Annotated in this window: 24 protein-coding genes; 6 read left to right on the forward strand and 18 right to left on the reverse strand. The window is 60.8% G+C overall.

Annotation, left to right across the window (positions count from 1 at the left end; genetic code table 11):
* Positions 1–15: 15 nt before the first annotated feature.
* From PSH86_RS27570 to coq7, 3 genes are all read left to right on the forward strand, one after another.
* On the forward strand, positions 16–804 hold the full coding sequence (locus tag PSH86_RS27570; RefSeq protein WP_109754954.1) for an SDR family oxidoreductase: 789 nt from the start codon (positions 16–18) through the stop codon (positions 802–804).
* Between the two features lie 82 nt (positions 805–886).
* A complete protein-coding gene (locus tag PSH86_RS27575) occupies positions 887–1,225 on the forward strand; it encodes a histidine triad nucleotide-binding protein (RefSeq protein ID WP_003316306.1) in 339 nt (112 codons plus the stop codon).
* A 75-nt stretch (positions 1,226–1,300) separates the two neighbouring features.
* Positions 1,301–1,948 (forward strand): 2-polyprenyl-3-methyl-6-methoxy-1,4-benzoquinone monooxygenase, encoded by a 648-nt coding sequence (gene coq7, locus PSH86_RS27580; protein WP_109754955.1) that lies wholly within the window; start codon positions 1,301–1,303, stop codon positions 1,946–1,948.
* A gap of 132 nt (positions 1,949–2,080) precedes the next feature.
* Here the strand turns inward: coq7 and PSH86_RS27585 are convergent, their stop codons facing one another.
* Positions 2,081–2,503: an OsmC family protein gene (locus tag PSH86_RS27585; protein ID WP_003206127.1), complete on the reverse strand. Its 423-nt coding sequence runs from the start codon at positions 2,501–2,503 to the stop codon at positions 2,081–2,083.
* Positions 2,504–2,738: 235 nt separating this feature from the next.
* Between PSH86_RS27585 and crp the strand changes: the two genes are divergently transcribed.
* On the forward strand, positions 2,739–3,383 hold the full coding sequence (crp, locus tag PSH86_RS27590) for a cAMP-activated global transcriptional regulator CRP (RefSeq protein WP_109754956.1): 645 nt from the start codon (positions 2,739–2,741) through the stop codon (positions 3,381–3,383).
* Here crp and PSH86_RS27595 read toward each other — a convergent pair.
* From PSH86_RS27595 to PSH86_RS27610, 4 genes are read right to left on the reverse strand one after another with little or no spacing between them, the layout of a single operon-like run.
* On the reverse strand, positions 3,380–4,081 hold the full coding sequence (locus PSH86_RS27595) for a lipoate--protein ligase family protein (RefSeq protein ID WP_305486257.1): 702 nt from the start codon (positions 4,079–4,081) through the stop codon (positions 3,380–3,382). The genes crp and PSH86_RS27595 overlap by 4 nt on opposite strands.
* A gap of 3 nt (positions 4,082–4,084) precedes the next feature.
* The gene (gene trpC, locus PSH86_RS27600) at positions 4,085–4,921 is read right to left on the reverse strand and encodes an indole-3-glycerol phosphate synthase TrpC (RefSeq protein WP_109754958.1); all 837 of its coding nucleotides are present in this window, start codon (positions 4,919–4,921) and stop codon (positions 4,085–4,087) included.
* A complete protein-coding gene (gene trpD, locus PSH86_RS27605) occupies positions 4,918–5,967 on the reverse strand; it encodes an anthranilate phosphoribosyltransferase (protein WP_109754959.1) in 1,050 nt (349 codons plus the stop codon). The genes trpC and trpD overlap by 4 nt, the downstream gene beginning before the upstream one ends.
* Before the next feature lie 9 nt (positions 5,968–5,976).
* Positions 5,977–6,570 carry an aminodeoxychorismate/anthranilate synthase component II gene (locus tag PSH86_RS27610; RefSeq protein ID WP_176689025.1) on the reverse strand — a complete coding sequence of 198 codons (594 nt, stop codon included), beginning with the start codon at positions 6,568–6,570 and terminating at the stop codon, positions 5,977–5,979.
* Positions 6,571–6,981: 411 nt separating this feature from the next.
* Here PSH86_RS27610 and estP point away from each other — a divergent pair, with 411 nt between their 5' ends.
* Positions 6,982–8,889, forward strand: coding sequence for an esterase EstP (gene estP / locus PSH86_RS27615; protein WP_305486266.1), 1,908 nt, complete (start codon positions 6,982–6,984; stop codon positions 8,887–8,889).
* A gap of 141 nt (positions 8,890–9,030) precedes the next feature.
* On the opposite strand, the gene trpE is transcribed toward estP, so the two are convergent.
* The 10 genes from trpE to PSH86_RS27665 all read right to left on the reverse strand — a co-directional run bounded on the left by trpE (position 9,031) and on the right by PSH86_RS27665 (position 21,496).
* Complete coding sequence (gene trpE, locus PSH86_RS27620) at positions 9,031–10,512, reverse strand: anthranilate synthase component I (RefSeq protein WP_109754961.1); 1,482 nt, start codon at positions 10,510–10,512, stop codon at positions 9,031–9,033.
* Positions 10,513–10,582: 70 nt separating this feature from the next.
* Positions 10,583–11,401 (reverse strand): phosphoglycolate phosphatase, encoded by an 819-nt coding sequence (locus PSH86_RS27625; protein ID WP_116833593.1) that lies wholly within the window; start codon positions 11,399–11,401, stop codon positions 10,583–10,585.
* On the reverse strand, positions 11,398–12,072 hold the full coding sequence (rpe, locus tag PSH86_RS27630) for a ribulose-phosphate 3-epimerase (protein ID WP_109754963.1): 675 nt from the start codon (positions 12,070–12,072) through the stop codon (positions 11,398–11,400). Before rpe ends, PSH86_RS27625 begins: the two co-directional genes overlap by 4 nt.
* Positions 12,073–12,150: 78 nt before the next feature.
* The gene (locus tag PSH86_RS27635) at positions 12,151–13,299 is read right to left on the reverse strand and encodes an iron-containing alcohol dehydrogenase (protein WP_109754964.1); all 1,149 of its coding nucleotides are present in this window, start codon (positions 13,297–13,299) and stop codon (positions 12,151–12,153) included.
* Positions 13,300–13,501: 202 nt separating this feature from the next.
* Positions 13,502–14,326, reverse strand: coding sequence for an ABC transporter permease (locus PSH86_RS27640; protein ID WP_305486271.1), 825 nt, complete (start codon positions 14,324–14,326; stop codon positions 13,502–13,504).
* 12 nt (positions 14,327–14,338) lie between these two features.
* A complete protein-coding gene (locus tag PSH86_RS27645) occupies positions 14,339–15,586 on the reverse strand; it encodes an ABC transporter permease (RefSeq protein ID WP_109754966.1) in 1,248 nt (415 codons plus the stop codon).
* 199 nt (positions 15,587–15,785) lie between these two features.
* Positions 15,786–16,829, reverse strand: coding sequence for an ABC transporter substrate-binding protein (locus PSH86_RS27650; protein ID WP_116833594.1), 1,044 nt, complete (start codon positions 16,827–16,829; stop codon positions 15,786–15,788).
* Between the two features lie 49 nt (positions 16,830–16,878).
* The gene (locus PSH86_RS27655) at positions 16,879–18,003 is read right to left on the reverse strand and encodes an ABC transporter ATP-binding protein (protein WP_109754967.1); all 1,125 of its coding nucleotides are present in this window, start codon (positions 18,001–18,003) and stop codon (positions 16,879–16,881) included.
* A 345-nt stretch (positions 18,004–18,348) separates the two neighbouring features.
* Positions 18,349–18,978: a response regulator transcription factor gene (locus PSH86_RS27660; RefSeq protein ID WP_109754968.1), complete on the reverse strand. Its 630-nt coding sequence runs from the start codon at positions 18,976–18,978 to the stop codon at positions 18,349–18,351.
* Positions 18,979–19,099: 121 nt separating this feature from the next.
* Positions 19,100–21,496: a transporter substrate-binding domain-containing protein gene (locus PSH86_RS27665; protein ID WP_116833596.1), complete on the reverse strand. Its 2,397-nt coding sequence runs from the start codon at positions 21,494–21,496 to the stop codon at positions 19,100–19,102.
* 74 nt (positions 21,497–21,570) lie between these two features.
* Here PSH86_RS27665 and PSH86_RS27670 point away from each other — a divergent pair, with 74 nt between their 5' ends.
* Positions 21,571–22,566, forward strand: coding sequence for an alpha/beta hydrolase family protein (locus PSH86_RS27670; protein WP_305486279.1), 996 nt, complete (start codon positions 21,571–21,573; stop codon positions 22,564–22,566).
* 79 nt (positions 22,567–22,645) lie between these two features.
* Here PSH86_RS27670 and PSH86_RS27675 read toward each other — a convergent pair whose 3' ends face one another.
* The 3 genes from PSH86_RS27675 to PSH86_RS27685 are packed head-to-tail and all read right to left on the reverse strand — an operon-like array spanning position 22,646 to position 25,108.
* Entirely contained in the window at positions 22,646–23,413 is a 768-nt protein-coding gene (locus tag PSH86_RS27675; RefSeq protein WP_109754971.1) for a TerB family tellurite resistance protein, read from the reverse strand.
* Position 23,414: 1 nt separating this feature from the next.
* Positions 23,415–24,086, reverse strand: a complete 672-nt coding sequence (gene murU, locus PSH86_RS27680) for an N-acetylmuramate alpha-1-phosphate uridylyltransferase MurU (protein WP_109754972.1) — start codon at positions 24,084–24,086, stop codon at positions 23,415–23,417.
* Positions 24,083–25,108, reverse strand: coding sequence for an aminoglycoside phosphotransferase family protein (locus tag PSH86_RS27685; protein ID WP_109754973.1), 1,026 nt, complete (start codon positions 25,106–25,108; stop codon positions 24,083–24,085). Before PSH86_RS27685 ends, murU begins: the two co-directional genes overlap by 4 nt.
* Between the last annotated feature and the right edge of the window lie 129 nt (positions 25,109–25,237).

Raw genomic sequence — 25,237 nt, forward strand, 5'->3', positions numbered from 1 at the left:
GCGATGGAGAACTGCATGACCCGTTACGCACTGATCACTGGCGCTTCCAGCGGCATTGGCCTGGCCATGGCCGAAGCGCTGGCCCGGCGCGGCCGCAACCTGATACTGGTGGCTCGACAGCGTGATCGGCTGGAAAGTATTGCAATCGAACTGACTCAGCGGTTTGGCGTGGAGGTGTTGTTCCGGGCCTGTGACCTGGGCGAACCGCTGAGGCTTTCAGGCTTTCTCCTGGAACTGGAGGAAGGTGAGCGGCAGATCGACCTGCTGGTCAATTGCGCCGGCATCGGTACCAGCGGGCCGTTCCTGGGGCAGGACTGGATGACCGAACAGGACCTGATCGAAGTCAACATCCTCGCCCTGACACGTCTTTGTCACGCTATCGGTAACAGCATGGCGCTGCTGGGCGGCGGCCAGATCCTCAACGTCGCCTCGATCGCCGCGTTCCAACCCGGCCCCTGGATGAGCACCTATTACGCCAGCAAGGCCTATGTACTGCACTTCTCCGAAGCCCTGCGGGTCGAGCTGAAGAAATGCGCGATCAAGGTTTCGGTACTCTGCCCTGGCCCCACCCACACCGGCTTTTTTTCCAGGGCACAGATGGACGAACAGAAACTCATCGACAGCAAACTGCTGATGAGCCCGGAAGAAGTCGCCCTGTACGCCGTACGCGCGCTGGACCGCAACCGCGCCATCATCATTCCCGGACGCCGTAACCGCTGGCTGGCCACACTGCCGCGGCTGGGATCGCGATGGCTGGTGCGAACCATCACCGGCATGATCAACAAGGCTTATTGCCCACGCTGACCCCTTAGAATTGAACAACCAGGCGCCTCTACCGGTGCCTTCATGACACTCGACCTCGACGAACCCAACGGAGAAAACAGCTGTGGATACTCTGTTTACCAAGATCATCAACCGGGAAATCCCGGCGAAAATCATTTACGAGGATGACCAGGTACTGGCCTTCCACGACATTGCGCCACAGGCGCCCGTGCATTTCCTGGTCATCCCGAAAAAACCGATCCGCACGCTCAACGACCTGACCGAAGAAGACAAAGGCCTGGCTGGACACATTCTGTTCACGGCCCAGCGCCTGGCGCTTGAATTGGGCTGTGAAGAAGGTTTTCGCGTGGTGATGAATTGCAATGAACTGGGTGGGCAAACGGTCTATCACATTCATATGCATGTGCTAGGGCAGCGCCAGATGAACTGGCCGCCGGGCTGATCCCCCTGACCCAGCGCAAATCTTCGGCGGTCGATTGAGTTAAACTGGCCGCTGTGATTTTTCCCGGAGGTAAGCATGACTACCCAACGTCACTACTCGCCGATTGACCGTTTGTTGCTGCAAGCCGATACAGCGATGCGCACGCTGCTGCCCTTCAGTGGTCAGCCGTACCGCCCATCACCGGCTATCGTGCAGCCGGACGCGCAACTGAGTGACGAGCAAACCCGCCACGTCGCTGGACTGATGCGTATCAACCACACCGGCGAAGTCTGTGCCCAGGCGCTGTATCAGGGCCAGGCGCTGACAGCGAAGCTACCGCAAGTGCGTGAGGCAATGGAGCATGCCGCCGAGGAAGAAGTCGACCATCTGGTCTGGTGCGAACAACGCATTCGCCAGCTGGGCAGCCATACCAGCGTCCTGAACCCGCTGTTCTATGGGATGTCATTCGGGATCGGCGCCGTTGCCGGGCTGATCAGTGACAAAGTCAGTCTCGGCTTCGTTGCGGCGACCGAGCATCAGGTGTGCAAGCACTTGAATGAACACCTCGAACAACTACCGGCCGAGGACGAAAAATCCCGGGCGATCCTCGAGCAGATGCGCGTGGATGAGGAACACCATGCCGAGAGTGCCCTTGAGGCCGGAGGCTTTCGTTTCCCGGCTCCGGTGAAATTCGGCATGAGCCTGCTGGCCAAGGTCATGACCAAGAGCACTTATCGGATTTGACGGCGATTGGGGATTGGATGGCTCATCCGCATTCCCAGGGAAATTAAAAAAGGCGACTGCCCATCGGGAGTCGCCTTTTTTTCACCGAAAACTTCAGTACGGCATGTTGCAGGCCGTCACCATTGGATCGACTCAACCCAATTCGATGATTTCATAGTCGTGGGTGATTTCGACCCCGGCGGCACCGAGCATGATCGAAGCCGAGCAATATTTCTCGGCGGACAGCTCAATGGCGCGCTTGACCTGGGCCTCCTTCAGGGCTCGCCCCTTCACCACGAAGTGCATGTGGATCTTGGTAAACACTTTGGGATCTTCTGTGGCGCGCTCTGCCTCCAGGAAGGCTTCGCAGCTTTCGACGGCCTGGCGGGACTTTTTAAGAATGCTGACCACGTCGAAGTTACTGCAACCGCCTACGCCCAGCAGGAGCATTTCCATCGGCCGAACACCCAGGTTCCGCCCGCCGGCTTCTGGCGGGCCGTCCATGACGACCACATGACCACTGCCTGACTCACCGAGGAACATGGCTTCGCCAGCCCATTGGATGCGTGCCTTCATCGCCAAGACTCCACTGTTAAAAAAGGGTCGCCAGCTTAGCACAGCGCTGCGGAATGACTGCTCTGCGTCTCAGGAAACCTGACCCGCCAGCACGTAGGTAAATTCTCCAATTAATTAGGGACGCCTCTGTTAAGCTGGCGCCAACTCGCTGGCGTATGGCCAGCTTTTTAGCGATGCCATTCGCGCCTATAAAAAAACCAAACCACTACACTGCGCAGTCTTTCGGGATACAACCATGGTTGCCATTACTCCCACGTTCAAGATCAAGAATCTCGACAAACTCTTGATGCATTGTCAGCGCCGCCGCTATCCAGCCAAACACAACATCATTTGTGCCGGAGATCGTTCCGACACGCTGTTTTTCATCATCAAGGGTTCGGTCACTATCCTGATAGAAGATGATGACGGTCGGGAAATGATCATCGCCTACCTCAATTCCGGGGATTTTTTCGGCGAGCTGGGGTTGTTCGAACAGGCGGGCAAGGAACAGCAACGCAGTGCCTGGGTGCGGACCAAGATTGAATGTGAAGTTGCGGAAATCAGCTACGCCAAATTCCGAGAACTGTCCCTGCAAGACCCGGACATTCTTTACGTCCTGAGCGGACAAATCGCACAGCGCCTACGTAATACCACCCGCAAGGTGGGCGATCTCGCCTTCTTCGACGTCACCGGACGTGTCGCACGTTGCCTGCTGGAGTTGTGCAAGCAGCCCGATGCCATGACTCACCCGGACGGCATGCAGATCAAGGTGACCCGCCAGGAGATTGGTCGGATAGTCGGGTGCTCGCGTGAAATGGTCGGTCGCGTACTCAAGGATCTGGAGGAGCGCAACCTGGTCAGCGTCAAAGGCAAGACCATGGTGGTGTTCGGAACGCGTTAAATGCCCAATAGTTCGATCAGCAGTTTCCGGTACAGCGCCTCGAGCCGCTCCAGCGCGTGAGGCGCCGGGAATTTTTCATGCAGGGCAATATGGCTCTCGGCACGCACTCGCTGCTCCAGGCCACAGGCCTCATTGAAGCGGTTGACTGCTGCGACCATGGACTCGCGCTCGTTCTCCAGCAAAAGTGCGCCATGCACCAGCCCCACCGGACGTTGACCGCCCTTGCTCTGGCGCCAGCGCTGAGCGGTACCGACCATTTTCCGACCGTCGAGGTTGACGTTGAAGCGCCCGTCGCAAAAAGCCCCCTCCACTTCTCCCAGCGAAGCCACCCCGCCCAGTTCATCCAGCAACTGGCAGATGGGATCGCACAAGCGACGGTACCCGGTTTCGATACGGCCGTGATCGCCTTCGCTGCGCGGTGGCGCGTAGACCAGGGCGATGTTGACGGTAGCGGCCGACTGCGGCACCGGTTCACCACCGGTTTCGCGCAACAGGACCGGCCAGCCATGGGCAGCCGATACGTCACTGGCGTGTTCGAACCCCGCAAGGCGACTCAAGCGGCGCGGCATGACCAGCGCACGATCATTGGGCTGCCAGAACAGCAGACCGAACTCGGCGTCGCCCGCGCAGATACTGGCCAACAGATCCTGTTCGGCTTGCAGGCCAGCTTCGACAGTGAGGGAAATCACAGGCGACATGGATCAGTCCAGCGTCGAGCCGCTCACCGGCAGGCCTCGTTCAGGAAAGAACAGTCGTTGCAATTCCGTGCCCGGGCTCTCCGCCCGCATGAACGCCTCACCCACCAGGAACGAGTACACATCGCTGACTTCCATCAGCTCGACATCGGCCCGGTTGAGGATGCCGCTTTCGGTGATGACCAGGCGATCGCGCGGAATGCGCGGCAACAGGTCCAGGGTGGTTTCCAGGCTCACTTCAAAAGTGTGCAGGTTGCGATTGTTCACGCCGACCAGTTTGGTATCGAGGGTTTTCAGGGCTCGCTCCAACTCGTCACCGTCATGGACTTCCACCAGGACATCCAGCCCGACGCTTTTGGCAACAGCCGCCAGCTCGGCCATTTTTACGTCGTCCAGAGCGGACACGATCAACAGCACGCAGTCGGCGCCCAGCGCCCGCGCCTCGACGATCTGGTATGGGTCGATCATGAAGTCCTTGCGAATCACTGGCAACTTGCACGCCGCCCGCGCCTGCTTCAGGTAGTCGTCGGCCCCTTGGAAAAAGTCGATGTCGGTCAACACCGAGAGGCAGGTCGCCCCGCCCTTCTCGTAGCTGCGGGCGATGTCGGCCGGGACAAAATGCTCGCGAATCACGCCCTTGCTGGGGGAGGCCTTCTTGATTTCGGCAATCACCGCCGGCTGTTTTTTCTTGGCCTGATCGATCAGTGCCTTGGCAAAGCCGCGCGGCGCATCCGCTGAACGCGCCAGGTTTTCCAGCTCGGCCAGACTGACGCGAGCGCTGCGCTCAGCCACTTCCTCAGCCTTGCGAGCCAGAATTTTTTCCAGAACCGTTGGCACGCTCATCCTTCGTTCTCCACTTTGAATACGGCGGTAAATGCACCCAACTCTTCGAGCTTTTCCCGGGCCAGGCCAGTGTGCAGTGCATCATGGGCCAGCTCCACGCCCTGCTTGAGGCTGCTGGCGTGGTCGGCGGCGTACAACGCAGCGCCGGCATTGAGCACGATCATCTCAGCGGCTTTCTGGCCATTCTCGGTCTTGCGCCGCCCCAGGGCATCGCGTATCAATTCCAGCGATTGGGCCGGGCCGTCGACCGCCAGGCCGTGCAAGCTCTGGCTTTTCATGCCGAGGTCTTCAGGTTCGACCCAATACTCGCTGATCTGATCATTTTTTAGTTCGGCCACGAATGTGGGCGCCGCCAGGCTGAATTCATCCAGGCCATCCTTGGAGTGGACCACCAGCACGTGCTTGCTGCCCAGGCGTTGCAGGACTTCGGCCAACGGCCGGCACAACGCCTGGCTGAACACCCCAACCACTTGATGCTTCACGCCGGCCGGATTCGTAAGCGGGCCGAGCATGTTGAACAGCGTACGCAATCCCAGGTCACGGCGCGGCGCGGCAGCGTGTTTCATGGCGCTGTGATGGGTCTGGGCAAACATGAAACCAATGCCGACATTGTCGATACAGCGCGCGACCTGGATCGGTGTCAGGTTCAGGTAGATGCCGGCCGCCTCCAGCAGATCGGCACTGCCGCTCTTGCCTGAGACCGCGCGGTTGCCGTGCTTGGCAACGGTGCAACCGGCCGCCGCGACCACGAACGCTGACGCGGTGGAAACGTTGAAGATATTGGCGCCGTCACCACCGGTGCCGACCACATCGACCACACCGTCCAGCGTCTTGAGCTCGACCTTGTCCGCCAGCTCGCGCATCACCGACACGGCGCCGACGATTTCATCGATGCTCTCGCTTTTCATGCGCATGGCCATCATGAACGCGCCGATCTGCGCATCCGTGCATTGGCCAGTCATGATTTCGCGCATCACGTCGCGCATCTCGTCGGTGCTCAGGTCGAGATGGCCGACGATACGGCTCAGGGCTGTCTTGATATCCATGGAAAGTCCTTAGCGCGTGCCGCCGATTTGTTTGAGGAAGTTGGCGAACAGTTCGTGACCCTGTTCGGTGAGAATAGACTCGGGATGAAATTGCACACCCTCGATATTCAATGTCTTGTGGCGCAGCCCCATGATCTCATCGACAGAGCCGTCTTCAAGCTGGGTCCAGGCCGTCAACTCCAGGCAGTCGGGCAGCGTTTCGCGCTTGACGATCAGGGAGTGATAGCGAGTTACGGTAAGCGGATGATTCAGGCCCTCGAACACCCCCTTGTCCTCATGGAATACCGGGCTAGTCTTACCGTGCATGACTTGTCGAGCGCGCACGACATCGCCGCCGAACGCCTGGCCAATCGACTGATGCCCCAGGCAAACACCGAGGATCGGCAGCTTGCCGGCGAAATACTTGATGGCGTCGATGGAAATGCCCGCTTCGGTCGGCGTGCACGGGCCGGGTGAAACCACGATGCGCTCAGGCTTGAGGGCTTCGATTTCGGCGATGGTCAATTCGTCGTTGCGCACGACCTTGACCTCGGAGCCCAGCTCGCCGAGGTACTGCACAACGTTGTAGGTAAAAGAGTCGTAGTTATCGATCATCAGCAACATGGCGTAAGCAACCTATTGAATTCACTGACTTTAAATACAGCCTTCGGAGAGTGACCCGCACACTGCTGCGCTTGGCGAGGCGAGTGATGCCCCTGCGAAGCGGCTCTACAAGCGGGTAAAGAAGGCAAATCGGTACAGGTCCGGCGAGGCCGGCGGAGAATATTCAGGCGCGCCAACGCCAGCGGGCGTGTGCCTTGATCATTTGATCCAGAAGTTTGCTGACAATCGACACAGGAAAAGTCTCGTTCATACGTCCCGGCACAGTAGCTTAGCTGGGCGGAGCACGCAATATGACCGATCCCGAAGGGCCTTGAAACAATCGCGATGTTCTGGAGAGATGGCAAAACGCCGAAAGTTTTTGGTACTGTCGTTTCGTTTTCTAACAAAAATAAGATAAAAACGGATTTTCCCATGATCAAAAAGACGTTGTTCGTACCGATTGCCAGTTGCTTGCTAGCGATGGCCTGCGCCCAGGCGAGCGCCGCTCCCAACCCTTATTCCAAGTTCATCGTGTTTGGCGACAGCCTCAACGACGCCGGCCAGTTTGCCGATCCGAATGGTCCGCCCGGCGCGACCGAGCGCTATACCAACCGAACCGGGCCGATCTACACCGACGGCAGCGGTGAAGCCTACTCCGCCAATTCCACCCAGTTGCTCGGTGGGCGCCTGGGTTACTCCGCCGACGAGACTGCCGCCTCCACTTCAGCGGTCCGCGCCAGCGAGGGGCTGGCAGACGGCAACAACTGGGCGGTAGGCGGTTATCGTACCGACCAGATCCTCGAATCGATTACCGGCGTGTCCGACACTGGCGAGCGCAGCCGTCCCGGCTACCTGCAGTCCAATGGGCTGCGCGCCGATCCGAATGCGCTGTATTACCTTTCCGGTGGTGGTAACGATTTCCTTCAAGGCCGGGTGCTGACCCCCGAGCAAGCAAACACCGCCGCGGACCGCCTCGCCGACAGCGTCCAGGTGCTGCAAACGGCCGGCGCCCGCTATGTGATGGTCTGGCTGTTGCCTGACCTGGGCTTGACCCCTGCCCTCAACGGCGGCCCTTTGCAAGATACCTTTTCGCAACTGGGCAATCAGTTCAACCAACAACTGATCACGCGCCTGCAAGGCATCGACGCTGAAATCATTCCGTTGAATATTCCGCTTTTGCTGAAGGAAAGCTTCGCCGACCCGGCAAGATTCGGCCTCGCCACCGGTGAGAACCTCACTGCCACCTGCTTCAGCGGCAACGGCTGCACGGAAAACGCCACCTACGGCATCAACAGTGCCACGCCTGATCCCAGCAAGCTGATCTACAACGACGCGGTTCATCCAACCGAAACCGGGCAGAAGCTGATCGCCGACTACGCCTATTCCCTGCTCGCGGCGCCATGGGAGCTGACATTGCTGCCGGAAATGGCCCACTCGACCCTCCGTGCTCACCAGGACGAGTTGCGCAGCCAGTGGCAATCTGACTGGGAGAACTGGCAGGCCGTGGGCCAGTGGCGAGCCATCGTCGCCGGCGGTGGCCAGCACCTGGACATGGACAGCCAGGACAGCGGCGCCAGCGCCGACGGCAGCGGCTATAGCCTGAACATCGGCGGCAGCTATCGCCTCACTGAGGCTTGGCGCGTAGGTGTCGCCGCCGGCCTCTACCGCCAGGACATGGAGGCAGGCCACAACGATTCGCAGTACAAGCTAAACAGTTACCTGGCGACCGCTTTCGCCCAGTTCCAGCAAAACCGTTGGTGGGCCGATGCGGCACTGACCGGCGGCAAGCTCGACTACGACAATCTGGAGCGCAAGTTCGACCTGGGCGTCAACGAAGCCCAGGAGAAAGGCGACACTGACGGCCATCTATGGGCATTCAGTACCCGTGTAGGCTACGACATCGCCCAGCCGGGCAGCCAATGGCATCTCTCACCGTTTATCAGCGCTGACTATGCGAAGGTGGAAGTCGATGGCTATTCGGAAAAGAGCAGCCGCTCCACGGCCCTGACCTTCGATGACCAGACCCGCGACTCGAAACGCCTGGGCATTGGCTTGCAGGGTAAATACAACTTCACCCGCCAGACCCAGGTGTTTGGCGAATATGCCCATGAACGCGAGTACGAGGACGACACGCAAAAGGTCAACATCGCCCTCAACAGCCTGCCAGCCAATGACTTCACGCTGGAAGGCTACACGCCACAGAGCCACCTGAATCGCCTGAGCCTGGGGGTCAGCCACAAGTTGACCAACGACTTGGCGCTGCGTGGCGGTTATACATTGCGCAAGGATGATGACTCCACCCTGCAGGGGGTGAGCCTGGGCGTCAGCCTGGATTTCTGACCGAGAGAGAGCTATGTGGGAGCGAGCCTGCTCGCGATGAGGCCGTCATGTCCGACAAATGTATCGGCTGACAGGCCGCTATCGCGAGCAGGCTCGCTCCCACATTTTGATCGAGTTGCCACAGTTGTTTGTTGAAGGGCTTCAGTCTTCTGAGGTCTGCTCGGCCAGCGCCACGGCGCGGAACATGGCCCGGCGCTTGTTCAGGGTTTCTTCCCACTCCAGCGCCGGCACCGAGTCGGCGACAATGCCACCGCCGGCCTGTACGTGCAGTTCGCCGTTCTTGATGACAGCGGTGCGAATGGCAATGGCGGTGTCCATGTTGCCGTTCCAGGCGAAGTAACCCACGGCCCCGCCGTACACGCCCCGCTTGACCGGCTCCAGTTCGTCGATGATTTCCATCGCGCGGATTTTCGGCGCGCCGGACAAGGTGCCCGCCGGCAGGATCGCCCGCAAGGCGTCCATCGCCGTCAGTCCGTCCTTCAACTGGCCGGTGACGTTGGAAACGATGTGCATCACGTTGGAATAGCGCTCGATGACCATCTTCTCGGTGAGTTTCACCGAACCGATTTCCGAGACTCGTCCAGTGTCATTGCGCCCCAGGTCAATCAGCATGAGGTGCTCGGCGATTTCCTTGTCATCCGACAGCAGGTCCTCTTCCAGCGCCCGATCAGCCTCTTCCGTAGCGCCACGTGGGCGAGTGCCGGCAATCGGCCGTACCGTGATGAGGTTATCCTCGACCCGCACCAGCACTTCCGGCGAACTGCCGACGACGTGGAAGTCGCCGAAGTTGAAGAAGTACATATAGGGCGTCGGGTTGAAGCAGCGCAGGGCCCGGTACAGGTCAATGGGCGCCGCCTTGAAGTCGATGGACATCCGCTGCGACGGCACGACCTGCATGCAGTCACCGGCGAGGATGTACTCCTTGATGGTATCGACGGCTCTTTCGTAATCATCCTGGGTGAAACTGGAACGGAACACCGGGTCGGCCGCCGACTGCTTGCTGAAGTCCAGCCCGGGACGCGGGGTGATCGGTTGACGAAGCTTTTCCAGCAGTGCCTGCAGGCTTTGTTGGCCCTGCTCGTAGGCATCTTCCTGGGCCGGATCGGCCAGGACGATGGCGTGCATCTTGCCGGCGAGGTTATCGAAGACCACGACCGCGTCGGACACCATCAGCAAAATATCCGGCACGCCCAACGGATCGGGGTTCGGACAGGTGCCCAGGCGCTTTTCCACGTAGCGCACGCAGTCGTAGCCGAAATAACCCACCAGGCCACCGTTGAAGCGTGGCAGACCGGGGATGGTCGGCACGTTGTAGCGAGCCTTGAAGGTTTCGACGAACGCCAGCGGGTCTTCGACTTCGAGGCTTTCGATCTCGACGCCGTCGTGGGTCACGCTGATGCGATGGTCATGGACCCGCAGCACTGTACGGCACGGCAGGCCAATGATGGAGTAACGGCCCCATTTCTCACCGCCCTGCACCGATTCGAGCAGGTAGGAGTTGGGCTGGTCGGCCAGCTTGAGATAGATCGACAACGGCGTGTCGAAGTCGGCCAGGGTTTCGCAGGCAAGGGGGATGCGGTTGTAGCCGGCAGCGGCTAGACGCAGGAATTCTTCGCGATTCATGGGGTGCCTCGTGGCAAGAGGAGCTGACAGTCAGGTATGCAAACGCGCCGGATAACCGGCCAGGATCACGTCAGGCGCGCCAACGCCAGCGGGCCAGGGCCTTCATGACTTTCATCCAGAGTTTGCGAGTGACCACCACGATGGCGTTTCCAGAAGAGGATTGAACAGCGTCGGGCAACGTTATCTCAGCGGCAGGGTCCAGGCAACCGGGAATTAAAAGGCGCAGATCGTCGATCACCAGCGTCGGAAACTCTTCGGCGATCGGCCGGCCATGGTTATAGCCATAACTCAGCGCCACGCATTTGACTCCAGCCGCTTTCGCCGCCAGCACATCGCTGCGCGAGTCGCCGACGAACAACGATTGGGAGGCTGGGATGTTGGCCATTTTCATCACGAAAAACAGCGCGGCCGGATCGGGCTTTTTCTGTGGCAAGGTATCGCCGCCGATGATCCAGCGGAAATAACGGCCGATTTTCATCTGATCCAACAGCGGCGCGACGAAGCGCTCCGGCTTGTTGGTGATCAGCGCCATTTCCACGCCTTGCTTTTGCAGCCATTTGAGGGTGGAGCGCACACCGGGGTAGACCACCGTCAATTCGTGATTGCCCTCATAGGCTTCATTGAACAGCTCCAGCGCCCGCTCAGCCTCGACCTCATCGACGCCTTGGGCATCGATGTGATTGGCCAGGGCCCGGCGCACCAACATGGGCGCACCATTGCCGACCCACTGACGCACAGCGTCGAGACCGGCCGGCGGGCGGCCGAGCTTAAGCAGCATGTGGTCCACGGCCGCCGCAAGGTCCGGGACCGAATCGACCAGAGTGCCATCGAGGTCGAACATCACCAGACGCGGCAGGCTGCCGGGGAACAGCTGCTCGAAGCCGCTCATGGGCGAGCCAGTGCCAATTCGGCGCGCATCTTTTCAATGACCTCTTTGTAATCCGGGGCATTGAAGATCGCCGAGCCTGCGACAAAGGTATCAGCACCCGCCGCAGCGATCTCGCGGATGTTGTTCACGTTCACGCCACCGTCGATCTCCAGGCGGATATCCCGGCCCGAGGCATCGATCAGCGCCCGGGCCTTGCGCAGTTTATCGAGGGTGCCGGGGATGAATTTCTGCCCACCGAAGCCAGGGTTGACGCTCATCAGCAGGATCATGTCGACCTTGTCCATCACGTACTCGAGCACGTCCAGCGGTGTCGCGGGGTTGAACACCAGACCAGACTTGCAACCGCCTTCGCGGATCAACTGCAGGGAGCGATCGATGTGCAGCGTGGCTTCAGGGTGGAAAGTGATGTAGGTGGCGCCGGCTTCGATGAAGTCCCCGACAATGCGGTCCACCGGGCTGACCATCAAGTGCGCGTCGATCGGCGCGGTGACGCCGTACTTGCGCAGCGCCGCGCAGACCATCGGGCCGATGGTCAGGTTGGGCACGTAGTGGTTGTCCATCACATCGAAGTGCACGATGTCGGCCCCGGCGGCCAGAACGTTGTCCACTTCCTCGCCCAGACGGGCGAAGTCGGCGGAGAGAATCGACGGAGCAATAGCGAAGGGCTGCATGACGCACCTGTTTTGAGCGAAATCACGATGGCGCGCATTGTATACCTCAAGATTTGGCGCGCCCACCGTGACAGTCGATCAATACGCCGCGCGGTAGATCTCCTCGATATCGGCGGCGCTCAGTTGGCGCGGATTGTTGCGCATCAAGCGCTCGATCCCAGCGGCTTCCACCGCCATGGCGGGGATGACATCCACGGTCACACCCAGACTGCTCAGGCCATTGGGGATTTGCACCGCGGCGCATAGCGCGACCATGGCCTCCACAGCTTCGTCGGCAGCTTCAAGATCGCTCAGGTGTGCGGTCTTGAGCCCCATGGCCTCGGCGATGTCGCGCATGCGCTCCACGCACGCCATTTTGTTCCACGCCATGACATACGGCAGCAACAAGGCGTTTGCGACGCCATGGGAAACGTGGAAGCGCCCGCCCAACGGATAGGCCAGCGCATGCACCGCCCCGACCCCGGCATTACCGAATGCCATGCCGGCCATCAGGCTGGCGGTGGCCATGTCCTCACGGGCTTGCAGATGAGACGGGTTGGCATAGGCCTTGGGCAATGCCCGGGTGATCAGTTTGATCGCGCCAATGGCCAGGGCATCGGTGATTGGCGAGGCATTGAGCGACAGGTAAGCCTCGATGGCATGCACCAACGCATCGACGCCACTGGCAGCCGTTACGCTGCGCGGACAGGTGAGGGTCATCTGCGGGCTGACCAGCGCCACGTCCGGCAACAGGTAATCGCTGACGATGCCTTTTTTCAGCTGTGCGGCCTTGTCGGAAAGGATCGCCACGTTGGTGACTTCCGAACCGGTCCCGGCCGTGGTGGGGATGGCAATCATGGGCGGGCCTTTGCGCGGCACCTGATCGACGCCGAACATGTCCTGCAGCTCGCCGTGGTAACCGGCATAGACCCCGACGCACTTGGCGATGTCGATGGCACTGCCGCCACCCAGGCCGATCAGCCCATCATGGCCGCCGTCGCGGTAGGCTTGCATGCAGTCTTCGACAATGGCGATTTCCGGGTCCGGCATGACCCTGTCGAAAATCTCGTAGTCCCGTCCGCCCAGGTGTTGCAGGGCCAGCTCCACGGTGCCGGACTTGACCAACGCCGCATCGGTCACGATCAGTGGGTTGTCGACGTCCAGCCGCGTCAACTCGGCGGCCAGTTGCTCGATGGCAGCGGCGCCGGTGATCAGTTTATGGGCGATCTTGAATGAGGAAAGACTCATGTGCGCGGCCTCTTATTCGAGTATGGGCTGGCACAAGGATAGCTCGGTATTCAAGGTTGTCTGCCATTCAGCCCATGAATACAGCGCAAATTTCCTGTGGGAGCGAGCCTGCTCGCGATGGCGGTAGAGCATTCGACATTTTTATCGACTGACACTCCGTTATCGCGAGCAGGCTCGCTCCCACAGGGTACACCGCTGACCGTCAGACCTGGGCGGTACGCAGCTTCTCGCTCCGCCCACGCAACCACTCCAGGGTCAGCAGCAAAATCACCGAGAAGGCGATCAGCAGCGTCGCGGCGGCGGCAATGGTAGGGCTGAGGTTTTCGCGGATACCACTGAACATCTGCCGTGGCAGGGTTGCCTGCTCGGGACCGGCCAGGAACAGGGTCACTACCACTTCATCGAACGACGTCGCGAAGGCGAACAACGCACCGGAGATCACACCGGGGGCGATCAACGGCAAGGTCACCCGACGAAACGCTGTCAGCGGCGATGCGCCAAGGCTGGCAGCGGCCCGAACCAAATTGTGGTTGAAACCCTGAAGGGTCGCCGACACCGTGATGATCACGAACGGCACACCCAGCACGGCGTGGACCACGATCAGCGAGACGAAACTGTTGCCCATCCCCAGTGGCGCGAAAAACAGGTAGCTGGCGACGCCGATGATCACCACCGGCACCACCATCGGCGAGATCACCAGGGCCATCACCAACGCCTTGCCCGGGAAGTCGCCACGGGTCAGGCCGATGGCCGCCAGCGTGCCGAAGATCATCGCCAGCAACGTCGCCGCCGGGGCCACGATGATGCTGTTCTTCAGCGCCCGCATCCATTCGGCCGAAGCGAAGAAATCGTGATACCACTGCAGCGAAAAACCTTGCAGCGGGTACACCAGGAAGCTGCCGGAGTTGAACGACAGCGGAATGATCACCAGCACCGGCAGGATCAGGAACAACAGGATCAGCCCACAGAGGGCGCGCAAGGTGTAGAACCACACCCGTTCGACGGGAGACATGTAAGGACTCAGCATTTCGATCTCCCCTTAGCTCAGGCGCAGGCGACTGGCGCCCACCAGCCGGTTGTAAATCAGGTAAAGCACGACGGTCGCCAACAACAGCAGCCCGCCGAGCGCCGTGGCCATGCCCCAGTTAATGCTGGTGTTGGTGTAGAACGCGACGAAGTAGCTGACCATCTGATCGTTCGGGCTACCCAGCAACGCCGGCGTGATGTAGTAGCCGATGGCAAGGATGAACACCAACAGGCAACCGGCGCCGACACCGGCATAGGTCTGCGGGAAGTACACCCGCCAGAAACTGGCGAACGGATGACACCCCAGGGAAATCGCCGCCCGCATATAAGTAGGCGAGATACCTTTCATCACGCTGTAGATCGGCAGGATCATGAATGGCAGCAGAATGTGGACCATGGAGATGTAGACACCGGTGCGGTTGAACACCAGTTCCAGGGGCTTATCGATGACGCCCATGGCCATCAGGGCACTATTGATCAAGCCGCCCGATTGCAGCAGCACGATCCACGCAGCCACCCGCACCAGGATCGAGGTCCAGAACGGCAGCAGCACCAGGATCATCAACAGGTTGCTTTGGCGTGATGGCAGATTCGCCAGCAAGTAGGCCAACGGATAAGCCAGCACCAGGCAGATCGCGGTAATCACCAGGCCCATCCAGAACGTGCGGGTGAAGATATCCAGGTAAATCGCCTGGTCGGGAGTGGCCGGTGCCAGCTCGCCGAGGTCATCGATGCGGTGATCGACGGCCGCCAGCAGGTAATACGGGGTGACGTCGCTGGTGTTACGGCGGATCACCTGCCAGTACGCCGGGTCGCCCCAACGCTCATCGAGGTTTTCCAAGGCTTCTTTATAAGAGGTCGGCTCGGTGGCGAACGGCAACGCCCGAGCGGTCTTGGTCAGCAAGCTGCGATAGCCGGCCAGTTCCATGTTCAGGCGCTTGGACAAGTCGCCCAGGGTCTGATTCTTGCGGGCTTCGGCCAGGTCTTCACTGGCAGCCTTGTACACCGGCTCGCCCGGCAACCCGCGTCCGTCCCATGTAGCGACGGCAGCGACGGTACGCGGCATGGCACCCACCACTTCCGGGTTGCTGACACTTTTGAACAGCAGCGCCACGATCGGCACCAGGAACACCAGCAACAGAAACAGCACCAGCGGCGCGATCAAGGCCTGGGCCTTCCAGCGGTTGACCCGCTCGGCGTGCTTGAGCCGCTGCTTCAGGGTGGGGCTGGTGCCCGCGTTCAGTGGAACGGCGATGGCCATGGCGAACTCCGCAAATCTTTTTGATCGTTACAGGGGCGGCGGGCCGCCTCTGTTCTTTTGAAACATCCAACTGAGGCAAGAACCTGTGGGAGCGGGCTTGCTCGCGAAAGCGGTATGTCAGCCAACATTCATGTTGAAAGTGATGACGCCTTCGCGAGCAAGCCCGCTCCCACACAAGCTCTTCTACAACCGTCAGTGGTTACTTCGCAGCCCAGGAGTTGAAGCGCTGCTCCAGTTGCTCACCGTTGTCAGCCCAGAAGCTGACGTCGATCTGCACCTGGTTGGCGATGTTTTCCGGGGTGGTCGGCATGTTGGTCAGGACATCCTTGGCCAGCAACGGGACTGCCTGGGTGTTGGCCGGGCCGTAGGCGATGTTTTCCGAGTAGGTCTTCTGCTGCTGCGGTGCTACGGAGAAGGCGATGAATTTCTTCGCCGCTTCTGCGCGAGTCTTGTCCAGGCCGCGCGGAATAGCCCAAGCGTCGAAGTCGTAGATGCCGCCGTTCCACACCACTTTCAGGTTGCTTTCTTTCTGGACCGCAGCGATCCGGCCGTTGTAGGCCGAGCTCATGACCACGTCACCGGAGGCCAGGTACTGCGGCGGCTGAGCGCCGGCCTCCCACCACTGGATGCTCGGCTTGAGTTCGTCGAGCTTCTTGAACGCACGGTCCTGGCCGTCTTTGCCGGCCAGCACTTTGTAGACGTCTTTCGGCGCGACACCGTCGGCCATCAAGGCGAATTCCAGGGTGTACTTGGCGCCTTTGCGCAGGCCGCGCTTGCCTGGGAATTGCTTGGTGTCCCAGAAGTCTGCCCAACTGGTCGGTGCGGTTTTCAGTTTGTCGGCGTTGTAGGCCAACACGGTCGACCACACGAAGAAACCTACGCCGCAAGGCTGGATGGCGCCCTTGACGTAGTCTTCGGCCTTGCCGAACAGGGCCGGATCGAGTTGTTCGAACATGTCTTCGTCACAACCACGGGACAATTCCGGAGACTCGACTTCCACCAAATCCCAGGAAACGCTCTTGGTGTCGACCATGGCCTTGACCTTGGCCATTTCACCGTTGTACTCGCCAGCTACGATCTTGCCATTACCGGCCGCTTCCCACGGTGCGTAGAAGGCTTTGACCTGAGCCGCCTTGTTCGCCCCGCCGAAAGACACCACGGTCAGGTCCGGGCCCGCCGCCATCGCGCTTGCCGCACCCATCATGCCCAGGGTCAGGGCTGTGAACTTCAGGGATCTCAACATTTATTGTTCTCTCCACGTGCAGGGTTGGTGTTGGTACAGCAGGGGGCGATCAATTCGCCTCTAGAAGGGGATCGAGCGCACGCACGTGCTCGACTTGCCAGCCAAGCGGAACCACGTCCCCGACGGCGAGCCCGGGATCGAGCTCGGCAATCGGTTGTTTCACGAAGAAGTCGTTCTTGCCGCAGACTTCCAGGCGAACGCGGACGTGGTCGCCCAGATAGATGAATTCCGCCACCCTCCCTGAGAAGCGGTTGACACATTGTTCGCTTGCGCCGTTGAGGCTCACCCGCTCCGGGCGGATCGACAGGGTTACCGGCTCGCCGGGCTTGCCGACATTCACCGCCAGCGCCTCGACCTTCTCGCCGCGCCCCAGCTCAACCATGCAACGGTCGCCGGTGTGGCTGTGCAGGCGGCCGTTGAGGCGGTTGTTCTCGCCGATGAAGTTGGCAACGAAGGTGTTTTTCGGCTCTTCATACAGTGTGCGTGGTGGAGCGATCTGCTGGATTTCGCCCTGGTGGAATACCGCCACGCGGTCGGACATGGTCAGGGCTTCGCCCTGGTCATGGGTCACGTAGACCACGGTCACGCCAAGGCGCTGGTGCAGGTGCTTGATTTCCATCTGCATGTGTTCGCGCAGTTGCTTGTCCAACGCACCGAGGGGTTCATCCATCAGCACCAATTGCGGCTCGAATACCAATGCCCGGGCCAGCGCCACCCGTTGTTGCTGGCCGCCGGACAATTGCGCCGGGTAGCGCTGGGCGAAGCTGTCCAGTTGGACCATGCTCAGGACACGCTTGACCCGATCGCTCACGTCACTCTTGTTCAGGCCGCGCACGGTCAGCGGGAACGCGAGGTTCTCGGCGACGGTCATGTGGGGGAACAAGGCGTAGTTCTGGAACACCATGCCGATGTCACGCTTGTGCGGCGGCACATTGTTGATCGAACGCCCGGCCAGTTGGATCTCACCGGCGGTTGGGGTTTCAAACCCGGCGAGCATCATCAGGCTGGTGGTCTTGCCGGAACCGGACGGCCCGAGCAGGGTCAGGAATTCGCCTTTGCGAATATCCAGGTTGAGGTCTTTGACGATCAGGTTCTCGCCATCGTAGCTCTTTTGCACACCACGAAAGCTGACCAGCACATCACTGGCCCCCGCGCTTGAATCGACCTGGCTCATACCCGCACCTTTTGTATTGATGACTGCTTGTGAATCAAGCCTAGTGGAGCCTGGGGCCCGCGCAAATCGGGACGCAGGAGAGAATCGCCTCAGCCGGATGGAAGAGTCGGGGTAGGGATCGCCCTACAAGGATGGCGGGATTGGGTAAATGCAGTGGCGAGTTTTAAGCGGCAAGCTGCAAGCAGGGGTGAAAAGCGGTGTTGGGGCGTGTCGCAAATAGGTATGTCAGTGCATTCCCCTGTGGGAGCGAGCCTGCTCGCGATAGCGGCGTGTCAGCCAACATCGATACTGAATGGTCCGACGCCATCGCGAGCAGGCTCGCTCCCACAGGAGATTGCGGCGAGTTTAGAGCAGCTTGTGCTCCATCGCGTATTTCACCAGCTCCGCCAATGATGTGATGTTGAGCTTCTGCATCAACCGCGCCTTGTGGGTACTGATGGTCTTGCTGCTCAGGGCCAGTTGCTGGGCGATGTCGTTGACGTTGGCGCCCTGGGCCAAGCGCTCGAAGACCGAGAATTCACGCTCGGACAATAGCGAGTGCAACGGGCGGGTGTCGGTCAGGCCGACCTCGAAGACCATTCGGTCGGCCAGGTCCGGGTCGATGTAACGCCCGCCGGCCGCGACCTTGCGAATCGCCATGAGCAGCAGGGCCGGGTCGCTGTCCTTGGTCGCGTAGCCAGCTGCACCGACCTTCAGCGCACGGGCGGCCATTTGCGCCTCGTCATGCATCGACAGCACCAGAATGGCTGGCGGATTATTCAGCGCCCGGATCCGTGGGATCGCCTCCAGGCCGTTGACACCCGGCATGGAAATGTCCAGCAGCACCACTTCGCAGGGCACCTGGCGCAAGGTCTCGAGCAACTGTTCGCCATTGCTCGCCTCCCCGACCACCACCAGATCCTTGGCCAGGCCGATCAACTGCTTGATGCCTTCGCGGACGATGGTGTGGTCTTCGGCTACCAGTACACGGATCACATTGTTCTCCAGATTCAGAATCTCATCGCGAACAGGCTCGCTCCCACAGGGTTATATGTACATCTCAATCAATGTGGGAGCGAGCCTGCTCGCGATAGGGTCCGCCCAGGCGGCCCACCGATCAGGCCTCATGCAACGGCACCCGCACCGACAGGGTCGTCCCCTCCCCAGGCTCACTGTCCAGGGTCAACCGCCCCCCCATGATCAGCACCCGTTCACGCATGCCGACCAGGCCAAAGGAGGTTGACCGACCTGTATTGGCAATGAAGCCTACACCGTCATCGCTGACTGTCAGACACAATTCGTCGCCTTCCTGAACCAGCGTCAGCTCCACAGTATGCGCTTGGGCATGGCGCATCACATTGGTCAGCGCCTCCTGGAGAATCCGAAACAGGCCGATGGCCTTGGCGTCGCTCAGGGCTGGCAAGTTGTCCGGCACCTGCACCAGGCACGGGATCTGCGTACGCGCCTCGAAGCGCCGGGCCTGCCATTCGATGGCCGAGGCGATACCGGCATCGAGGATCGGCGGGCGCAACGCCGTCGCCACGTCCCGCACCAGTTGGAACAACTGGGCAATCAGGCGCTTCATGCTGTTAAGCCGCTCATGCAGGCCAGGGTCGAGTTGTGCGTAGGCCAATTCACACATGGATGTTTCAAGCTTCAACACCGTCAGCATCTGACCCAGCTCGTCGTGGACCTCCCGGGCAATACGCGCCTTTTCCTCTTCCCGCACGCTTTCCAGGTGCGCCGACAACTCGCGCAACTGCTCCCGGGAGCTGGCCAGTTCCAGTTCGATACGTTTGCTTGCGGTGATGTCCCAGACGATACCGTCCCAGACGTAGGCGCCATCTTCGAGACGACGGGTGATCGCCTTGATCTCGGCCCAGCGCTCCTGGCCTTCACGGGTCAGAATGCGGCCCTGCCATGACCAGTCGCTGTCGGTGTCCAGCGCCTGGTCCTGGGTACGGTGATAGTCGGCCTTGTCCTGCGGATGCACCAGGCTGCGCAGCCCGGTGTCGCTGCGGGCCAGGGTCGCGGGGGAATAGCCCACCAGGCTTTCGCTGCCTTCGCTGATGTAGGCAAAATCGATCTGGCCGGTCACGGGTGCCCGCTCCAGGCGAAAGACCAGGCCTGGCACGTTGGCAGCGATGCCTTGCAAGCGCGCCTCGCTTTCACGCAGCGCCGCCAACGCACGCCGGCGTTCGGTCACGTCGTTGAGGTAAACCACCAGGTATTCGGCGTCGCGAAAGCGCAAAAAACTCAAGGAAACGTCGGCCGGCAGGATGCTGCCGTCGGCACGCACGCATTCGGTCTCGAAACTTTGCGGCCCTTCGTCACTGGCCCGGGCGCGCTTCCACAAATTGAGCCAGCGATCCATGTGCAGGCCGGGCTCGAAGTCGATCAAGGGCCGATCGATGATGGCACCCGGCGCATAGCCGAGCATGGTCTCCGCCGCTCGGTTGGCATAACGCACGTGGCTGTCCCAATTGACCCATAGGATACCGACCGTGCTTTGATCGATGGAAAACTGCGTCAGGCGCAAGGCTTCCTCGCTGGCCGTACGCTGGGCAATGTCCTCCCGCGCGGCACGCAGGCGGCGCTCCAGTGCGCGTTGCTGGCGGCGCTGCCAGAACACGATGGCAACGCTGCTGAGCAACAGGGCCAGCATCAGCAGGGTCAGGTTCTGCCAAAAACCCGGAGTCTCGGTCAGACGCGGGTATTTCGGCTTGAGCCAACGGCTGTGCAGTTGCTCCAGCTCCTTGGCGGGGATCGCCTGCAAACCGCTGTCGATGATCTCGGCCAGTTCCGGCCAGTCCCGGCGCGTGGCCACCCGTAGCAACTGCGGCAGGCCGATGTCGCCCACCACCGCCAGCTCGGCGAATTCGGGCTCGACCATCAACCGCCCGAGCTGTGCCTCATCGACCACCGCATATCGCGCCTGCTGGGTCAGCAACAATTGCAGGGCCTCGCGCTCCATCGGCACACCTTGCAGATTCAGCGTCGGGTAGTTGCTGCGCAGGTAATCGGCCGTGGCGCTGGGCATGCGTACCGCGACCCGGGCCTGGGTGTCGAGCTTTTCCAACTCCACCCCCTCGGCGCCTTTCTGCCCGCCGACGATCAATTGCGGCACGCGCATGTAGGGATCGGAAAACTGCCAGAGCTTGAGCCCACTCGGGGACTGGGTCAGGCCCGGAGCGACGTCCACCTCGCCGGCGCGCACCGCCGCTTCCAGTTGCGCCACGTCCTGGAAATTGCGCCAGGTCAGCTCGACGTTCAGCGCCTTGCCCAGCCATTGCATCAACTCGACGTTGGTGCCGGACAAACGCTGCAAACGCCGGTCGTATTGCGCATAGGGTGCCTGCAATACCAGGCCGACCCGCCATTGCGGATGTTGCACCAGCCATTGGCGCTGCCCGGCATTCAATTGCACCCCGTGCGCCGACGGCGCGGGCGCAGCCCACGCCATCAAGGGAAGCCATAAACAGCCGATAACCCACAGGCAGCAAAAACGCATCATCGAAGTCTCATGCACTGACAAATACTGACCAACCCATTAGGCTGCCGGAAATACTTCTGGTCATGGAATATCCGATGCCCTCTGTTTATCGCCTGGCGTTGCCAGCATTGTGCCTGTCGCTGATCCTGCCAAGTGCCTTTTCTGTGCAGGCCAGCGAAGCCGCACCCGCCGCCGCGGAACAACCTGCCGAGGAAAAGCCCGTCGAGCGCCAGCCTTTGCTTGAGCGTAGCCAGGAAGAAGCGACCGCACTTGAACGAAAAGTCCCGGCCCAGGAACAGCAACAATTACAGACCGGCAGCGATGCCTTCCTGGCGCTGTGGAAACCGGCCAATACCAGCGACCCCAAGGGCGCAGTCATCATAATCCCCGGAGCCGGTGAAACAGCTGACTGGCCTCAAGTTATCGGCCCTTTGCGTAAAAAGTTGCCCGATGTTGAGTGGAGCAGCCTGAGTATCACCCTGCCAGACCTGCAAAGCGACGTCATTGCACCGCGCGTGGTGGAAACGCCACCGGAGACCAAACCGGCCGACACCGCAGCCGCAGCACCTGACGCCACCACCGCAGCACCGATCGAGCAGGTGGCGGGAGGAGAAGCCGACGCGACCGATCCGGTCGTCGCCCAAACCGATGAAGAACACGCCAAGGCCGATGCCGAGCGTATTTTCACCCGCATCGACGCGGCACTGGCCTACGCCGAACAGCAAAGTGCCCGCCGCATCGTACTGCTGGGCCATGGCACCGGTGCTTATTGGGCTGCGCGCTACTTGAGCGAAAAACAGCCCTCGCAAGTCGAACGCTTCGTAATGGTCGCCGCCCAGACTCCGGTCACCGCCAAGCCTGCCCTGGCCGAACTGACCCCGACCTTGAAACTGGCGACCGCCGACATTTTCTACATGGACAAGGCGCTGGATCGCAACGCGGCACTGGAGCGCTTGCAGGCAAGCAAACGCTTGAAGGGTTCGACTTTCAGCCAGGTGTCCCTCAAGGCCTTGCCGAACCCGTCGACAGAGCAGGAGCAGCTGTTTCGTCGGGTTCGGGGTTGGTTGAATCCGCAGAAACCGGGTGAATGAGAATCACGGCAGACATCAGGCCGGAAACAGAATGTGGCGAGGGGATTTATCCCCTCGCCACATTTGCTCCCCCGCAGGGCTAGCGAAAATCCCGCCGTTCGCGAATCAAGCGATAGGCGTTATGCAGCTCCCGAGTCTTGTCGGTGGCCTCGCGAACCTGCAATGGCGTCGCCCCGCTGCCAGCAATCTTGTCCGGGTGGTGACGACTGAGCAGGCGTCGGTAGGCCCGCTTGATCTGCGACGGCTCACTGGTAGCAGAAACCCCCAGCAAACGCATCGCCTCCTGATACGTTATGCCACTGCTGGGCGGCGCCAGTTTCTGCGGTTCGTATTCGCCCGCCAATGCCTGGACCTGTTGCTGCGTCCAGCCCAGCCACTTGCCCCACCGGGCAATCAATTCACGCTCACCTGGCCCCGCCCGCCCATCGGCCCAGACCATCCGCCAGCAGGCCCGCAGCACACCTTCCGCCGCATGCGGCTGAGTGCTGAGGCGACGTAGATAACCGCGTAAGTGATCGTTCCCGGATTTGCCTCGGTTGAACGCCGCGATCGCCCGGCGTTGCGCCGACTCGCTCAAGTCCAGGGCTCGCATTTCCTGGCGAGCCTGCTGAATGTGACCGTCGACCACGCGCCCATCGCATTTGGCCAGGCGCCCCAGCAATACAAACAACAACTCATCGTTGCGCAGTGCCGGGCGTCCACCCAGACGCTCCCGTACCTGCGCCCAGCCCTGCAGGTTCAGGCGCCGATCCAGGGCCTGTCCCAACAACGCCCCAAGCATGGCCCCCGGAATGCTGGCTATGGCAAAGCCCGCCCCGGCTCCAATCAGAGTCCCTGGCCACCACATATCAACCGCTCGCTTCTATCAAGGTTTCGACCTGCGCCAAACGTTCGTGGGTACCGACATCGACCCAATGCCCTTTCAGGTGCTCGCCACTGACGCGCTCCTCGGCCATGGCCGCGCGCAACAGCGGTGCGAGCTTGAACGCACCGCCCGTGCAACCATCGAACAAACGCGGGTGCAAGACGGCAATGCCGCTATAGGTCAGGTTGTCGGCAGGCGTTTGCCCATCGTGAACCTTTCCGTCGGCCAGGATGAAATCGCCGTCCGGGTGATGCTCCGGATTATCGACCAACACCAGATGCGCCAGCCCTTTTAGCGGCCTGCGCAACGCGCTGAAATCGTAGTCGGTCCAGATATCGCCGTTTACCACCACGAACGCTTCATCGCCCAACAGCGGCAAGGCCCGGAAGATTCCACCACCGGTCTCCAGCGGCTCGCCTTCGGGCGAAAACCGAATACTCACGCCAAACCGTGAACCGTCTCCCAGGTGATCTTCGATCTGCTGGCCGAGCCAGGCGTGATTGATCACGATCTCGGTGAAGCCGGCCCTGGCGAGGGCGCGCAGGTGGTATTCGATCAAGGGAATGCCACCCACGCGAATCAACGGCTTTGGCGTGGTCAGGGTCAGGGGGCGCATGCGCTCGCCCTTGCCCGCCGCCAGGATCATCGCCTTCATGCCGTCGCTCCAGCCGATTGCCGCAGGCTGCCAAGCAGTTCATCGAGCGGAGCCAGTTCCGGACGACGGGCGATGACCGCTTCTATATAAGCAAAGAACCGCGGCACATCACCGAGGTAACGTGGCTTGCCATCACGATGGCAAATACGCGCGAAGATCCCGATGACCTTGAGGTGGCGCTGCACACCCATCAAGTCGCTGGCCCGCAGGAAATCCTCGAAATCCGGCTGGACTGGAATGCCGAGGGCGCCGGCCTGTTGCCAGTAATTCTCCAGCCAGCCCCGCACGCGGGCCTCGGGCCAACTGAGGAAAGCATCCTTGAACAGGCAGGTCACGTCGTAGGTAACCGGGCCATAGACCGCATCCTGAAAGTCCAGCACGCCAGGATTCGGTGCGCTGAGCATCAGGTTGCGCGGCATGTAGTCGCGGTGCACCAGCACTTTGGGCTGGGCCAGGGCGCTGTCGATCAGAAGCTCGGAGGCCTGTTGCCAGAGTTGCTGCTGGGTCGAGTCGAACTCGATGCCCAACTCGCGCTTGACGTACCACTCGGGGAACAATTCCAGCTCCCGACGCAGCAACGCGACATCGTAGCTCGGCAGCGGCGCGACCATCGGCAATTGCTGGAAAGCCAGCAAGGCTTGCAGGGCATCGCCGAATAAATCGTCGGCATTTTCGCCGTTGATCACGTCCAGATAGGTCTGATTGCCCAGGTCATTGAGCAAAAGAAAGCCGCGCTCGAGGTCTTCGGCATAAATTTTCGGCACGTTAATGCCGGATTTAGCCAGCAAAAAAGCAATATCCACGAAGGGTTTGCAGTTTTCCTGGGGCGGTGGCGCATCCATTACGATCAAGCTACGGCCCTCGCCTTCCCAGCGGAAATAACGCCGGAAACTCGCGTCACTGCTGGCGGCGGTCAACGTGGCCGGGGGTACGGTGCCCCAGCCCTGTTGAGTGAAAAGGATCGGCAGTTGCTCATCGAGCCAAACTTTCAGGTGTTGCAAGCGTACATCTTGGTCGGGCATTGCAAGGGTCTCCGACGGCGCTAGCCGTCAAGCGGGTCATGCTTTATTATCCAGCATCTTTTTCAGACCATCGAGAGGCGTGCGGCCCACACCGCGGGCAGATGGCACGCAGGAAGCCCGGACTAATAA

Origin of the sequence: Pseudomonas sp. FP2300, assembly GCF_030687595.1 — a bacterium.
GTDB lineage: Bacteria > Pseudomonadota > Gammaproteobacteria > Pseudomonadales > Pseudomonadaceae > Aquipseudomonas > Aquipseudomonas bijieensis.

Bases quoted from the DNA above. Each gene is read 5' to 3' on its own strand.
- PSH86_RS27610 (WP_176689025.1), bottom strand. From the start codon at position 6,570: ATGTTGCTGATGATCGATAACTACGACTCTTTTACCTACAACGTTGTG.
- PSH86_RS27635 (WP_109754964.1), bottom strand. From the start codon at position 13,299: ATGAGTCTTTCCTCATTCAAGATCGCCCATAAACTGATCACCGGCGCC.
- PSH86_RS27665 (WP_116833596.1), bottom strand. From the start codon at position 21,496: ATGATGCGTTTTTGCTGCCTGTGGGTTATCGGCTGTTTATGGCTTCCC.
- PSH86_RS27640 (WP_305486271.1), bottom strand. From the start codon at position 14,326: ATGCTGAGTCCTTACATGTCTCCCGTCGAACGGGTGTGGTTCTACACC.
- PSH86_RS27570 (WP_109754954.1), top strand. From the start codon at position 16: ATGACCCGTTACGCACTGATCACTGGCGCTTCCAGCGGCATTGGCCTG.
- estP (WP_305486266.1), top strand. From the start codon at position 6,982: ATGATCAAAAAGACGTTGTTCGTACCGATTGCCAGTTGCTTGCTAGCG.
- coq7 (WP_109754955.1), top strand. From the start codon at position 1,301: ATGACTACCCAACGTCACTACTCGCCGATTGACCGTTTGTTGCTGCAA.
- PSH86_RS27650 (WP_116833594.1), bottom strand. From the start codon at position 16,829: ATGTTGAGATCCCTGAAGTTCACAGCCCTGACCCTGGGCATGATGGGT.
- PSH86_RS27685 (WP_109754973.1), bottom strand. From the start codon at position 25,108: ATGCCCGACCAAGATGTACGCTTGCAACACCTGAAAGTTTGGCTCGAT.
- PSH86_RS27625 (WP_116833593.1), bottom strand. From the start codon at position 11,401: ATGAGCGGCTTCGAGCAGCTGTTCCCCGGCAGCCTGCCGCGTCTGGTG.
- PSH86_RS27585 (WP_003206127.1), bottom strand. From the start codon at position 2,503: ATGAAGGCACGCATCCAATGGGCTGGCGAAGCCATGTTCCTCGGTGAG.
- rpe (WP_109754963.1), bottom strand. From the start codon at position 12,072: ATGCAGCCCTTCGCTATTGCTCCGTCGATTCTCTCCGCCGACTTCGCC.
- PSH86_RS27670 (WP_305486279.1), top strand. From the start codon at position 21,571: ATGCCCTCTGTTTATCGCCTGGCGTTGCCAGCATTGTGCCTGTCGCTG.
- trpC (WP_109754958.1), bottom strand. From the start codon at position 4,921: ATGAGCGTGCCAACGGTTCTGGAAAAAATTCTGGCTCGCAAGGCTGAG.
- PSH86_RS27655 (WP_109754967.1), bottom strand. From the start codon at position 18,003: ATGAGCCAGGTCGATTCAAGCGCGGGGGCCAGTGATGTGCTGGTCAGC.
- trpE (WP_109754961.1), bottom strand. From the start codon at position 10,512: ATGAATCGCGAAGAATTCCTGCGTCTAGCCGCTGCCGGCTACAACCGC.
- trpD (WP_109754959.1), bottom strand. From the start codon at position 5,967: ATGGATATCAAGACAGCCCTGAGCCGTATCGTCGGCCATCTCGACCTG.
- murU (WP_109754972.1), bottom strand. From the start codon at position 24,086: ATGAAGGCGATGATCCTGGCGGCGGGCAAGGGCGAGCGCATGCGCCCC.
- crp (WP_109754956.1), top strand. From the start codon at position 2,739: ATGGTTGCCATTACTCCCACGTTCAAGATCAAGAATCTCGACAAACTC.
- PSH86_RS27595 (WP_305486257.1), bottom strand. From the start codon at position 4,081: ATGTCGCCTGTGATTTCCCTCACTGTCGAAGCTGGCCTGCAAGCCGAA.
- PSH86_RS27675 (WP_109754971.1), bottom strand. From the start codon at position 23,413: ATGTGGTGGCCAGGGACTCTGATTGGAGCCGGGGCGGGCTTTGCCATA.
- PSH86_RS27645 (WP_109754966.1), bottom strand. From the start codon at position 15,586: ATGGCCATCGCCGTTCCACTGAACGCGGGCACCAGCCCCACCCTGAAG.